Below are 13,225 nucleotides of genomic sequence, written 5' to 3'. Positions count from 1 at the left end.
AACCGGTTTCATTTTTGTACAAAAAAATAGTTTCTGGTGGGTGTTGCTGCAGGCTCCATCACCGGGAACTCCCGAGCGTCGAGCCCCGCACGATCAACTGCGCCGAAAAATCCAGCGTTCGAACCGGCCCAGCCTGCCCACGCAGTCGCTTGAGCAGGCACTCGAATGCACTTGCTCCAATTTGCGCGGTCGGCTGCGCAAGGGCGGTAATGCCACTGCCCACCAGCGGGTACCAATCCAGGTCGTCCAGGGCAATCAAGCCCACATTCGCAAACAGATCGCACTGCAGTTCCCGCAGTGCGTGGGTGCTGGCCAGTGCCGCAATGCCGTTGGCGCAGAAGAGCGCTTTCGGGCCGGGGCCAGGAGCGTCCAGGAAAGCCTTGAGATGAGCCGTGAGTTGGCTGCCGGTTTCGATAATTGCGCCTCGCAGTGAAGGCCGCTGGGCGACCTGCGATTTGAAACTGCTGACGCGCTCGATACGCGAACTGGTGCCGTCATATGGCTCGGTCACCAACAGTACATCGCGATAGCCCTGAGCTTCGAGGTGCTCGATGGCCATCTCGACCGCCTTCGAGTTATCCAGCCCGACCATGTCGCTTTCCAGGTGCTCGACCTTGCGATCCACCAGCACCAGGGGCATTTCCCGATGCAGTTCGTGCAATTCGTCGCGGTGATGGCCCAGGGTGTTAACGATCAAGCCTTCGATGTTGTACGAACGTAACAGGGCAAGGTGTTGGCGCTCCTGTTCGTCATCGCGATCGGTATTGCACACCACCAGGCTGTAGCCGTGCTGACGGCAGGCGGTTTCCACCCCGTGCATCACGGCAATCGAATAAGGGTTGCGGATGTCGGCCACCAGCATGCCGATGAGGCGCGTGCGTCCGCGCTTCAAGCCACGGGCCATCTGGTTTGGGCGGTAGCCCAGCTCGGCAATCGACTGCTCGATGCGCAACGCAATGGCATCGGAGAGCAAGCCGCGGTCTTCGCCAATGAATCGCGACACACTGGCCTTGGAAACCCTGGCGTGTTCAGCGACATCAAGCATGGTCACGCGGCTGCGCTGGGCGGCGGAAAAGTCGTTCACGGGTTGAAACCTTGTTATTGGATTTATAAGGCTGGGGCTTGGCGCTGAAACCGGTTTCAGGAAACACCAGGAATATGCCCTGCGTCAAGCCCCGGGCAAAATGTTCGTCGCCTTTTACCCAAACAATCCCGCCGCGATATTGATCGAAAAGCCCAATATCGCCGTATTAAATACAAATCCGACCAACGACTGCGCCAGCACGATCTTGCGCATATCGCGGGTGGCGACACCCACATCGGCGGTCTGCACCGCCACGCCGATGGTGAACGAGAAGTACAGGAAATCCCAATAGTTGGGCGTGGTCAGGCCCTCGGCGAATCGCAGTGCCGGGTCCTTGCCGCGCCAGGTGTAGAACAGGCGCGCGTAATGCACGCTGAATATCACGCCGATCAGCAGCCATGAGCCAATCACGGTCAGCGCAGTGAAGCCGTAGTGCAGCAGTCTGGTCGTGGTGTCCAGTTGCTTGCTGCCAGCCAGTTCGAAGGCGATGGTGGCCAGGCTGGCGATGGCGGCGATGCACACCACGAGCAGCACCAGACCGGCGTTTTCGTCTTCGACTTCAGCGATGCGCTTTACGTCAGGCGCTTTGGCGCGAGCGGTGAGCCAGAGCATCAGCACCAGGTAAGTCCAGACCCCGGCATTCCAGCCAAAGAGAATTTTGCTGATGATCGAATCGGCGGGAGCCAGGATGCCCACCGCAATGCCAAGGGTGGCGGCGGCGGACAGGCGCGGGTGGGTGCGGGCGAGGAAGGGCATAGCGGCTCACTGTAACAGGACGTCAGTGCACCATAGCGCGGTCCTGTTGCAGGAGCGAGCTTGCTCGCGATGGTCGTTAACGATGACGCTGGGAGCCTGACACCCAGCAGCGTTCTTGCGTTCATCGCGAGCAAGCTCGCTCCTACAACGGGGGGCGGCTATAGGTCCTTATGGCGCTTGCGCACCAGCTTCATCACCACCACAAAAAACACCGGCACAAACAACACCGCCAGGGTCGCGGTGATCATGCCGCCGATGACTCCGGTGCCGATCGCTTGCTGGCTGGCCGAGCTGGCGCCGGTGGCGATGGCCAACGGCACGACGCCGAGGATGAACGCCAGGGAGGTCATCACGATCGGCCGCAATCGCAGGCGTGCGGCTTGCAGGGTCGCGTCGATCAGGTCGTGACCTTCGTCATACAGGCTCTTGGCGAACTCGATGATCAGGATCGCGTTCTTCGCCGACAGGCCGATGATAGTGATCAACCCGACCTTGAAAAACACGTCGTTAGGCATTCCGCGCAACGTCACGGCCAGTACCGCGCCCAGCACGCCGAGCGGTACGACCAGGAGCACTGAAGTCGGAATCGACCAGCTCTCGTACAAGGCCGCCAGGCACAGGAACACGATCAGCAAGGACAATCCTAAAAGGATCGGCGCCTGGCTTCCGGACAGCCGTTCCTGCAGCGACAAGCCGGTCCATTCCTGGCCCAAACCCGCAGGTCCCAGCGCTACCAGGCGCTCGATCTCGGCCATGGCTTCGCCGGTGCTGTGCCCCGGCTTCGGTTCACCGGAAATGCTGATCGCCGGGTAGCCGTTGTAACGGGTCAGTTGCGCCGGGCCCTGTGTCCATTTGGCCTCGACGAAGGCCGACAGCGGCACCATTTTTCCGGCGTTGTTGCGCACGTGCATTTGCAACAGGTCCGCCACCTGGCTGCGCTGATCGCCTTCGGCCTGGACCACCACCCGTTGCATGCGCCCCTGATTGGGAAAATCGTTGACGTAGCTGGAGCCGACGGCGGTGGACAATACATTGCCGATTTCGGCGAACGACACGCCCAGGGCGTTGGCCTGCTTGCGGTCGACGATCAATTGAACCTGCGGTGCCTCGGCCAGGGTGCTTTCGCGCACGTTCATCAGGATTGGGCTTTTCTCTGCTGCCTCCAGCAACTCGGTGCGTGCCTGCATCAGCGTGGCATGACCGAGGCCGCCACGATCCTGCAGGCGGAACTCGAAACCACTGGAAGTGCCCAGGCCATCCACCGGTGGGGGCAGCACCGAGAACGCCACGGCGTCCTTGATCTGGCTCAGGGCGATGTTGGCCCGGTCGGCAATCGAGCTCGCCGAATCGTCGCTGCCGCGTTCGGACCAGTCTTTCAACGTGGTGAATGCCAGCGCCGCGTTCTGCCCGCTGCCGGAAAAACTGAAGCCGAGGATCACCGTACTGTCGCCCACTCCGGGCTCCTTGGCGTTATGCGCTTCGATCTGCTCGACCACTGCGACTGTACGGTTCTTGCTCGCACCCGGCGGCAGTTGTACGTCGGTGATGGTGTAGCCCTGGTCCTCCACCGGGAGGAACGAGGAGGGCAGGCGTACGAAGCAAATACCCAGGGCGATCAGCAGCACGCCGTAGATCAGCAGATAGCGCCCTGTACGTTTGAGCGCGTAAGCGACCCAGGCTTGATAACGTTCGGTCAGTTGCTCGAAACGTCGATTGAACCAGCCGAAGAAACCGCGCTTTTCATGATGCTCACCCTTGGCGATCGGCTTGAGCAAGGTCGCGCACAGGGCCGGGGTCAAGGTCAGGGCGAGGAACGCCGAGAACAGGATCGAGGTGGCCATCGACAGGGAGAACTGCCGGTAGATCACCCCGACCGAGCCCTGCATGAACGCCATCGGAATGAACACGGCCACCAGCACCAGGGTGATGCCGATGATCGCCCCGGTGATCTGCTGCATCGCCTTGCGCGTCGCTTCCTTGGGCGACAGGCCCTCGGTGACCATGATGCGCTCGACGTTCTCCACCACTACGATGGCGTCATCCACCAGTATGCCGATGGCCAGCACCATGCCGAACATGGTTAGCACGTTGATCGAGAAGCCCAAAGCCAACATGGTGGCGAAGGTACCCATCAGTGCGACCGGCACTACCAGGGTCGGGATCAGCGTGTAGCGAATGTTCTGCAGGAACAGGAACATCACCGCAAACACCAGCACCATGGCTTCGACCAGGGTGTAGACGACCTTGGTGATCGAGACCTTGACGAAGGGTGAGGTGTCGTAAGGGATCTTGTATTCAACGCCTGCCGGGAAATACCGCGCCAGCTCATCCATCTTGGCCCGCACCAGGGTCGCGGTTTTCAGGGCGTTGGCGCTCGGCGCCAGCTGCACGCTGACGGCGGTCGACGGCTTGCCGTTCAGGCGGGTGCCGAACTGGTATTCCTGGCTGCCGATTTCCACCCGGGCGACATCACCGATGCGCACGGTGGAGCCGTCGGGATTGGCCTTGAGCACGATGTCGGCGAATTCTTCCGGGGTCGAGAGCTGGCCTTTGACCAGAATGGTCGCAGTGATTTCCTGGGTGCTGCGGGTTGGCAAGTCGCCAATGCTGCCGGCCGAGACCTGGGCATTCTGTGCAACGATGGCAGCGTTGACGTCAGCTGGGGTCAGGTTGAAACCGATCAGCTTCTGCGGGTCGATCCAGATACGCATGGCTCGCTCGGAACCGTATAGCTGCGCCTTGCCGACGCCGTCCAGGCGCTTGATTTCGTTCATCACGTTGCGCGCCAGGTAATCGCTGAGCGCAGTCTGGTCGAGCTTGCCGTCGCTGGAGGTCAGGGTGATCAACAGCAAAAAGCCGGAGGACACTTTTTCTACCTGCAAACCCTGCTGGTTCACTGCCTGGGGCAGTCGCGACTCGACCACTTTCAAGCGGTTCTGCACGTCGACCTGGGCCAGCTCCGGGTTGGTGCCGGGCTGGAAAGTGGCCTTGATCGTCGCACTGCCCAAGTTGCTCTGGGACTCGAAATACAGCAGATTGTCAGCGCCGTTGAGCTCTTCCTCGATCAGGCTGACCACGCTCTCGTCGATGGTCTGCGCCGATGCTCCGGGGTAAACGGCATAGATTTCCACCTGCGGCGGCGCGACATCGGGGTACTGCGCCACCGGCAACTGCGGGATGGCCAGGGCGCCCGCCAGCAGAATGAACAGGGCGACTACCCAGGCGAAAATCGGGCGGTCGATAAAGAACTGCGGCATAAAAAAGCGTCCTGCTTACTGGCCAGAAACCTGGGCAAGTGGAAGAGGGGTGTCGTCGATCTGGACTTTCTCACCGGTACGGGCGTGCTGCAGGCCTTCGATGACGATGCGGTCGCCCGGCTTCAGGCCACCGGTGACGATCCAGCGATCGTTCTGCACGGCCCCCAGTTCAACCGGCTGCTGGCCGACGCGCTGTTCGCCATCGAGCAACAACACCTGGGCCACGCCGGCGCTGTCGCGCTGGATGGCCCGCTGCGGCACGCTGATGCCCTGCTGGTCGATGGCCTGTTCCAGGCGCACCCGCACGAAACTACCGGGCAACAAATCGAGATCCGGGTTGGGGAATTCGCTGCGCAGGGTGATCTGGCCGGTGCCCGGGTCCACCGTGATATCGGTGAACAGAAGCTTGCCCGGCAGCGGGTAGAGGCTGCCGTCGTCCTGGATCAGCGTAGCCTTGGCCTGGCCCTGACCTACCTGCTGCAACTGACCGGAGCGAAACGCACGGCGCAGGTCGTTGAGCTCGCGGGTCGATTGCGTCAGGTCGGCATGGATCGGGTTGAGCTGCTGGATCAATGCCAGGGGCGTGGTTTCGTTCTGCCCCACCAGGGCGCCTTCCGTGACCAGGGCGCGGCCGATGCGACCGGAAATCGGTGCAGTGACTGTGGCGTAGCCGAGGTTGAGGCGGGCGCGCTCGACCGCGGCCTTGTTGCCGGCGACGTCGGCAGCAGTTTGTCGCACGGCGGCCCGGGCGTTGTCGTAATCCTGGCCGCTGATAGCGTTGCCATCCACCAGCTGGGCGTAGCGCTGCTCCTGCAAGCGCGCCTGGAACGCGTTGGCCTCGGCCTTGCGCAGCGCAGCCTCGGCGCTATCGAGGTCAGCCTTGAACGGCGCCGGGTCGATACGAAACAGTACGTCCCCCTGCTTGACGTCGCTGCCTTCGCGAAAGGTCCGTTGCAACACCACGCCAGGGACCCGGGCGCGGACTTCGGCCATGCGCGGCGCGGCAATCCGCCCGCTCAGTTCGCTGGTAATCGACAGTGGCCGCGCCTCGATGGTTTCAATGCGCACGGTAGCCAGTGGCGCCGTCTCTTCGGCGATCGACGACTTGTCACAGGCGCACAGCGTCAGCGCAAGTGCAATCAGACTGAGCCTGGCGAGCAGTTTCTTTGACATGTATTACCCCAATAGTGACCCCCCGGCATCCTACGGGGAGGGGGCGAGAGTAGCGGTGAAGCTTTGTACGTGCAGTGTGAAATTGTGTAAGGGTTTTACTCAGGAGTGGGTGATGGCGTATATCCTGCAGGCCTTGATTCCTATTGCGTCTGTCATGCCGCTTTCGCGAGCAAGCCCGCTCCCGCAGTGGATCTGTGGTGTACACAGGATTTGTGTCCAACGAGAATCCCTGGGAGCAAGGCTTGCCCGCGATCGCAATTTCACAGTCGCCATCGCACTTTCTGGAAACACCCCATGCCCAACATCCTCCTGGTCGAAGACGACACCGCGCTCGCCGAGCTGATTGCCAGCTATCTGGAACGTAATGGCTACTCCGTCAGCGTGATCAGCCGTGGTGATCATGTGCGCGAGCGCGCGCGGCTCAATCCGCCGGATCTGGTGATCCTTGACCTGATGCTGCCGGGGCTCGATGGCTTGCAGGTCTGCCGCCTGCTGCGCGCCGACTCGGCGACCTTGCCGATCCTGATGCTCACCGCCCGGGACGACAGCCACGACCAGGTCCTGGGCCTGGAAATGGGCGCCGACGATTATGTCACCAAGCCCTGCGAGCCCCGGGTGCTGCTGGCCCGGGTGCGCACGCTGTTGCGCCGCAGCAGCCTGGGCGAGCCGCAGACCGCCAACGACCGGATCCTCATGGGCAACCTGTGCATCGACCTGTCCGAGCGCACCGTGACCTGGCGTGGGCAACTCGTGGAACTGTCCAGCGGCGAGTACAACCTGCTGGTGGTACTGGCCCGGCACGCGGGCGAAGTGTTGAGCCGCGACCAGATCCTGCAACGTCTGCGTGGCATCGAGTTCAACGGCACCGACCGTTCGGTGGACGTGGCGATTTCCAAGCTGCGGCGCAAGTTCGACGACACCGCCGCCGAGGCGCGCAAGATCAAGACGGTGTGGGGCAAGGGCTACCTGTTCAGCCGCTCCGAGTGGGAATGCTGAAGCCATGTTCAGAATCCTGTTCCGCCTGTACCTGGTCACGATCGTCTCCTACAGCGCGGCGATTTACCTGGTACCGGACCTGGTGATCAAACTGTTTCACGAGCGCTTTGTCAGCTACAACCTCGACTATTCCCGCGGCCTGCAAAGCCTGATCGTCAAGCAGTTTCATGGCGTGCCGCAGGAGCAGTGGCCTGGCCTGGCCGAACAGATGGACAAGGAGTTCGCGCCGCTGCACATCGTACTGTCACCCATCGACGACGCTGATTTCTCTCCGGCGGAGCGCCAACGCCTGCAGCGCGGCGAGAAGGTTGTGCGCATCGGTGACTGGGGCTGGCGCACCCTGGCGGTGGCGCCTCTGAACGAGCAAACCGTGGTCAAGATGGTGGTGCCGCCGGATCCGCTGGACGTCAACCTGTTGTACTGGAGCATTAACCTCCTGATAGGCGCGACCATGCTCGCCTGCCTGTTACTGTGGCTGCGCGCGCACTGGCGTGATCTGGAGCGCCTCAAGGGTACCGCCGAACGTTTCGGCAAAGGACAACTGAGTGAGCGCACGAATATTTCGCCGCGCTCCAACATCGGCAGCCTGGCGAACGTGTTTGACACCATGGCCAGTGACATCGAAAGCCTGCTCAACCAGCAGCGAGACCTGCTCAATGCCGTCTCTCACGAACTGCGCACGCCCCTCACACGCCTGGATTTCGGCCTGGCGCTGGCACTCTCCGATGATTTGCCAGCGGCCACTCGCGAGCGCTTGCAAGGCTTGGTGGCACACATTCGCGAACTGGATGAACTGGTGCTGGAGTTGCTGTCCTACAGCCGCCTGCAAAATCCTGCGCGTCTGCCTGAGCAAGTCGAGGTCTCGCTGGATGAGTTCATCGACAGCGTGCTGGGCAGTGTCGACGAAGAGCTGGAGTCGCCGGACATCGTCATCGATGTGTGGCTGCATGGCCAGCTTGAGCGCTTCAGCCTCGACCCACGCCTCACCGCGCGGGCGCTGCAGAACCTATTGCGCAATGCCATGCGCTATTGCGAGAAACGTATCCAGGTCAGCGTGCAGGTGCTGGCGCACGGTTGCGAGATCTGGGTGGATGACGACGGGATCGGAATCCCTGACGACGAACGTGAGCGAATTTTCGAACCCTTCTACCGGCTTGATCGCAGCCGCGATCGCGCCACCGGAGGCTTTGGGCTGGGCCTGGCCATCAGCCGTCGAGCCCTGGAGGCCCAAAGCGGCACACTTACGGTGGAGGCTTCGCCCCTGGGCGGCGCCCGGTTCAGGTTGTGGTTGCCGAACGTAGCATGAGATGGACGAACGGCCCCGCCAAGGGCCAGGGCCTGGTGCTGATTCAGCCTGCGGCGTCGCTGCCGTTTCAGGTTTTCGATGAGGCGTTGATCGCCTCGGCCAGATCCTGATAGGCCTCGCAGCGGGTGTTGCCGCAGATGGACTTGATCTGCTGCAACTGTTCCTGTGCCAGGTCCAGTCGGCCCTTGATCACATAGGCTTCGCCTAGGTATTCGCGGACCTGTGCATACTGCGGGTCAAGTTTGACCGACTGCAGGTAATAGCCGATGCCTTCGTCGGTGCGCCCCAGTTTGCGCGTGGCGTACCCGCGATAGTTCAGTGCCTTGGCGGTGTTGGGTTGTTTCAGCGTGTCGAGCAGCGCCAGGGCTTCTTCGTAGCGACCATCCTTGGCCAGGCGATAGGCGTAAGTGGTGCGGTCGGCGTCAGGCAGCAGGCTGCTGTCTTGCATCAGGCATTTTTGCTGCTTGCTGTCCCAGACCTGGCCTTTGGGACAATTGGGCTTGGCCGGCTCCTCGTCTTCGTCAGCGTTGGCGAAGGCAAGGGAGCTGGATAGCGCAGCGGCCAGCAGCAGGGGGGAGCACCAGGCAAGACGAGTATTCATGAGCCAATCCTCAGGGGTGATACTTATAGAACATCGCCGCGCCGGCAAATGTTCATTTCTTTGCAGCGCTCCCTGTAAGCAAAGCTCAAATGATGGTGTCCTGCCTGACTGCTGATCAGGTCAGCAGGCGGATCGGTGCTCCCGTTGCCCAGGCCTGGATGTCTTCAATCATCTGAGAAAAGAACAGCTGATAGTTCTGCCGGCTCACGTAGCCCACATGCGGTGTTGCCAACACAGTGTCGAGTGTTCGGAACGGGTGATGGGCTGGCAAGGGTTCTTGTTCGAACACATCCAGGGCCGCGCCGCCCAATTGCTGTTTTTGCAACGCCTTGATCAGCGCCGCCTCGTCCACGATCGGTCCGCGTGCGGTATTGACCAGCAGCGAGTGGGGCTGCATCCACCCCAGCGCCTCGGCGTCCACCAGCCCACGGCTGCGCTCGCTGAGTACCAGATGCACCGACAGTACGTCGGCCTGCTCGAACAACTGCTGCTTGCTGACATGAGTCACGCCGACGGCCGCCGCTCGCTCGGGGGTCAGGTTTTCGCTCCAGGCGATCACCCGCATGCCGAAGGCCTGGCCGAAACCGGCGACTTTCTGGCCGATGCTGCCGAGGCCCAGAATGCCCAAGGTCTTGCCGTGCAGATCGCCCCCCAGGCCTTGCTGCCAGTGGCCGGCCCGCAGGGCGTTGGCTTCGGCGAGCAGATTGCGCGTGGCCGCCATGATCAACGCCCAGGTCAACTCCGGTGCGGCGTGCTTGTAACTGTCGCTGCCGCAGACCTGAATTCCCAGGGCTGCCGCGGCCTTGAGGTCCAGGGCCGCATTGCGCATGCCCCCGGTCACCAGCAGCTTGAGGTTGGGCAGGCGGCGCAGCAGGTCTTCATCGAAGCGCGTGCGCTCACGCATCACGCAGATCACCTGGAAGGCCTGCAGGCGCTGAGCGAGGGTGGCGTTATCGGCCGGGAAGTCGTGAAGGAAACTCACCAGGCCAATGGCGTCCAGTGCTGTCCAGTCCACCACGTCGCGCGCCACGTCCTGCCAGTCATCGAGCACCGCAATCTGCACAGCCATTGGCCTTACCTCATCAAGGAACGGAGTTGGTCTTGCTTAACCAGGCGAGCAAGGCCTGATGAAATTTTTCCGGTTCTTCCATTTGCGGTGCATGGCCCATGCCGGGGAATTCCACCAGGGTCGACTGTGGAATCAGTTTGGCCACTTCTTTGCCCAGCACTTCGTAATGGCCGATTTTCGCCTTGACCTGCGGCGGTGCGATGTCCTTGCCGATGGCCGTGGTATCGGACGTGCCTATCAGCAACAGGGTGGGCACCTTAAGGTCCTTGAATTCGTAGTACACCGGCTGGGTGAAGATCATGTCGTAGATCAGCGCCGAATTCCACGCCACCTGGGTCTTGCCCGGCCCTTTGGCCAGGCCTGCATACATGTCGACCCAACGGTCGTATTCAGGCTTCCAGCGCCCGTCATAGTAGGTGCTGCGCTCGTAGTCGCGAATGCCTTGTGCGGTTACTTTCAGCTCACGCTCATACCATTGGTCCACGGTGCGATAGGGCACGCCGAGGGCTTTCCAGTCTTCAAGGCCAATGGGGTTCACCATGGCCAGTTGATCGACCTGTTCGGGGTATTGCAGCGCGTAGCGGGTGGCGAGCATGCCGCCGGTGGAATGCCCCAGCAGGGTCGCCTTCTGGATGCCCAGGGCCTTGAGCAGTTGCTGGGTATTGGTCGCCAGTTGCTGGAAGCTGTACTGATAATGTGCTGGCTTGCTTGAGGTGCAGAAGCCAATCTGGTCCGGTGCGATGACCCGGTACCCGGCTTTGCTCAGCGCCTTGATCGAGGTGTCCCAGGTCGCGCCGCAGAAGTTCTTGCCATGCATCAGCACCACGCTGCGGCCGTTGGCCTTGCCTTCGGCGGCGACGTCCATGTAGCCCATCTGCAGGGATTCACCTTGGGACTCAAAGGCAAAATGCTTCACCGTGTAGGGGTACTCGAAGCCCTGCAATTGCGGGCCATATTCCGGACCTTCGGCGTAGGCAAGAGCCGGCAGCGCAGCGCTCAACAGCAGGCCGGGCAGCCAGCGGGAAAAGGCGAGGGACATGGGTGAACTCCTTGGTAATCGACCGATCCTGGGACGGCCTCATTAGGGCAACATTAAACAGGCAATACGCGGGGCCGATCGTTCAACCGGCCAAGCCCAGGGTCGCCACGGCCACTACACCGTAACGCGCGCCCTTGGCGAAAGTGACAATCAGCAGGAATCGGCCCAATGGCTCACGCATTACGCCAGCCACCAGGGTCAGCGGGTCGCCGATAATCGGCAGCCAACTGAGCAGCAGCGACCAATGGCCATAACGCTGGTAGTGCACCCGGGCTTTTTCCAGGTGTCGGGGGCTCACCGGAAACCAGCGACGATCACGAAAGCGCTCGATACCGCGCCCCAGCCACCAGTTCACCAATGACCCCAGGACGTTGCCCAGGGTCGCGACCGCCAGCAGCACCCAAAGCCAGTACTTGCCGCTGAGCAGCAAACTCACCAGCAGGGCTTCCGATTGCAACGGCAGCAAGGTGGCGGCGCCGAACGCGGCGAGGAAAAGCCCCAGGTAGGCGCCGACAATCACTTGGCCGGATAGTCCGCCACCACCACGTCAGCGCCAGCCTTGTTCAGGCCGATCACCTGATAGGCGTCGCTCATGCCGTCCATTTCCATTCCGGGCGAACCCATGGGCATGCCGGGGGCGGCCACGCCCAGCAAATCGTCGCGCTTGCTCAAGGCCAGCACCTGATCGGCCGGCACGTGGCCCTCGACAAATTTGCCATTGATGAGCCCGGTGTGGCAGGACGCCAGGCGTGGCGGAACGCCGTGTTTCTGTTTGAACGCGCTCATGTCGGCCTCAACATGGTCCTCGACCTTGAAACCATTGGCTTCCAGGTGGCTGATCCACTTTTTGCAGCAGCCGCAGTTGGCGTCACGATGGACCTCGATTGGGATGAGGTCGGCGGCCTGGGCCAGGGAAGAAATGAACAAGGCGCTCAAGGCAGCCAGTCGCAGGTGGGTTCGCATGGGGAGTCTCGTCTCGAATTGCGGCCGGGAACATGCATTTTGACCTTTTTCGACGGCCAGGCCTTCAATGAGTGTTTCCAAGTGCTACAAAATGCGCAGGAAGGATCAAGGCGGATCCATCCTGAGGCAAAACCTGGGGTGCAACTGCACCGCAAACCATCGGTGCCGGCTGGAATCGAGTCCTGTAACATGATGACCCGCCTGTACCCCGACAGGCAGGCGGCTATATTTTCACGTTCAGGAATTACCCATGACCCAGTCACAACGTTTGAAGTATTCGATTTTGATCTCGCTGATAGTGCTGGCGATCATGTTTGGCTTGTCTTATCTGCAGAACACCGGCGTCATCGGCGAAAAAACCTTCCAGTACATCGCCATTGGCGTGGCGGTGCTGGTGGTGGTGATCAACGGCGTGATGCGTCGCAAGGTCAAGCCCTGAACGGCGCACACCGGATGCTTATTCGCCGTGCAATGCGGCGAATGCCTGGGGATTGAGGCTGTAGCTCTTGTCCGGGTTGAGGTTGATAACCCCTTCGCTGCACAAGCGTTTCAACACTTCGCGCACGCTGAGAAAGGACAGGGGGATATCCAGGTCCAGCAGTTGGCTGTGCACCCCGCGCACGCCCAGGGAACGCTCCTGTTCGGCGGCGCTCAACAGGGCGTCGATGACTTTGAGGCGGATCAGGCTGGTGCGCAGGCCGAAGCTCTTGAGCAGGACCCTGATGCGTTCGTTGCCATGGCGATCGGTACGTTGATCGAAAACGCCGGCACCAATGGATGTTCCCATTGGCGCAATGCTACCGTCCGTTGGCAGTTGCGAGTTGTACATGCAAAAACTCCTTTTCCGAGCTTTGTCCGGTAAATGATGGGTGCTCTCATTTAATAAGACGGATGAGATGGCCAAATCATGAAGGCTCAAATGTAGAAATTTTGTCGACGCCATGTCGGCAAGGTGTGAGCGGCCTTGAAGACGGGGTTGCA

The 13,225-nt window shown here is 61.3% G+C and carries 13 protein-coding genes; 3 read left to right on the top strand and 10 right to left on the bottom strand.

Annotation, left to right across the window (positions count from 1 at the left end; translation table 11 throughout):
* Nucleotides 1-58 precede the first annotated feature (58 nt).
* The 4 genes from AAEZ05_RS06230 to AAEZ05_RS06215 form a co-directional block, all read right to left on the bottom strand.
* On the bottom strand, nt 59-1,084 hold the full coding sequence (locus AAEZ05_RS06230; protein ID WP_045058327.1) for a LacI family DNA-binding transcriptional regulator: 1,026 nt from the start codon (nt 1,082-1,084) through the stop codon (nt 59-61).
* Nucleotides 1,085-1,198: 114 nt separating this feature from the next.
* The gene (locus tag AAEZ05_RS06225) at nt 1,199-1,840 is read right to left on the bottom strand and encodes a DUF1345 domain-containing protein (RefSeq protein WP_045058328.1); all 642 of its coding nucleotides are present in this window, start codon (nt 1,838-1,840) and stop codon (nt 1,199-1,201) included.
* A gap of 158 nt (nt 1,841-1,998) precedes the next feature.
* On the bottom strand, nt 1,999-5,097 hold the full coding sequence (locus AAEZ05_RS06220; RefSeq protein WP_045058329.1) for a multidrug efflux RND transporter permease subunit: 3,099 nt from the start codon (nt 5,095-5,097) through the stop codon (nt 1,999-2,001).
* Between the two features lie 15 nt (nt 5,098-5,112).
* Nucleotides 5,113-6,270 (bottom strand): efflux RND transporter periplasmic adaptor subunit, encoded by a 1,158-nt coding sequence (locus AAEZ05_RS06215; RefSeq protein WP_205893663.1) that lies wholly within the window; start codon nt 6,268-6,270, stop codon nt 5,113-5,115.
* 294 nt (nt 6,271-6,564) lie between these two features.
* On the opposite strand from AAEZ05_RS06215, the gene AAEZ05_RS06210 reads away from it, so the two are divergent.
* Together AAEZ05_RS06210 and AAEZ05_RS06205 are read left to right on the top strand one after the other, a co-directional pair.
* Nucleotides 6,565-7,266 (top strand): response regulator, encoded by a 702-nt coding sequence (locus tag AAEZ05_RS06210; RefSeq protein ID WP_045058331.1) that lies wholly within the window; start codon nt 6,565-6,567, stop codon nt 7,264-7,266.
* A gap of 4 nt (nt 7,267-7,270) precedes the next feature.
* A complete protein-coding gene (locus AAEZ05_RS06205) occupies nt 7,271-8,572 on the top strand; it encodes an ATP-binding protein (protein ID WP_045058332.1) in 1,302 nt (433 codons plus the stop codon).
* Nucleotides 8,573-8,639: 67 nt separating this feature from the next.
* Here the strand turns inward: AAEZ05_RS06205 and AAEZ05_RS06200 are convergent, their stop codons facing one another.
* The 5 genes from AAEZ05_RS06200 to AAEZ05_RS06180 all read right to left on the bottom strand — a co-directional run bounded on the left by AAEZ05_RS06200 (nt 8,640) and on the right by AAEZ05_RS06180 (nt 12,244).
* On the bottom strand, nt 8,640-9,173 hold the full coding sequence (locus AAEZ05_RS06200) for a tetratricopeptide repeat protein (RefSeq protein WP_350646821.1): 534 nt from the start codon (nt 9,171-9,173) through the stop codon (nt 8,640-8,642).
* Nucleotides 9,174-9,288: 115 nt separating this feature from the next.
* Nucleotides 9,289-10,242, bottom strand: coding sequence for a D-2-hydroxyacid dehydrogenase family protein (locus AAEZ05_RS06195; protein WP_350646820.1), 954 nt, complete (start codon nt 10,240-10,242; stop codon nt 9,289-9,291).
* 13 nt (nt 10,243-10,255) lie between these two features.
* The gene (locus AAEZ05_RS06190; RefSeq protein WP_350601094.1) at nt 10,256-11,281 is read right to left on the bottom strand and encodes an alpha/beta fold hydrolase; all 1,026 of its coding nucleotides are present in this window, start codon (nt 11,279-11,281) and stop codon (nt 10,256-10,258) included.
* A gap of 82 nt (nt 11,282-11,363) precedes the next feature.
* Entirely contained in the window at nt 11,364-11,798 is a 435-nt protein-coding gene (locus tag AAEZ05_RS06185; RefSeq protein WP_045058352.1) for a YqaA family protein, read from the bottom strand.
* Nucleotides 11,798-12,244, bottom strand: a complete 447-nt coding sequence (locus AAEZ05_RS06180; protein ID WP_045058336.1) for a DUF411 domain-containing protein — start codon at nt 12,242-12,244, stop codon at nt 11,798-11,800. Before AAEZ05_RS06180 ends, AAEZ05_RS06185 begins: the two co-directional genes overlap by 1 nt.
* A 250-nt stretch (nt 12,245-12,494) precedes the next feature.
* Between AAEZ05_RS06180 and AAEZ05_RS06175 the strand changes: the two genes are divergently transcribed.
* The gene (locus tag AAEZ05_RS06175) at nt 12,495-12,683 is read left to right on the top strand and encodes a hypothetical protein (protein ID WP_350646819.1); all 189 of its coding nucleotides are present in this window, start codon (nt 12,495-12,497) and stop codon (nt 12,681-12,683) included.
* 18 nt (nt 12,684-12,701) lie between these two features.
* On the opposite strand, the gene AAEZ05_RS06170 is transcribed toward AAEZ05_RS06175, so the two are convergent.
* A complete protein-coding gene (locus AAEZ05_RS06170) occupies nt 12,702-13,073 on the bottom strand; it encodes a fe2+ zn2+ uptake regulation protein (RefSeq protein ID WP_045058338.1) in 372 nt (123 codons plus the stop codon).
* Between the last annotated feature and the right edge of the window lie 152 nt (nt 13,074-13,225).

Source organism: Pseudomonas sp. HY13-MNA-CIBAN-0226, from assembly GCF_040310305.1.
In the GTDB taxonomy this organism is placed as follows: Bacteria; Pseudomonadota; Gammaproteobacteria; order Pseudomonadales; family Pseudomonadaceae; genus Aquipseudomonas; species Aquipseudomonas gregormendelii.
This window is presented reverse-complemented; position numbering and strand designations above follow the sequence as displayed.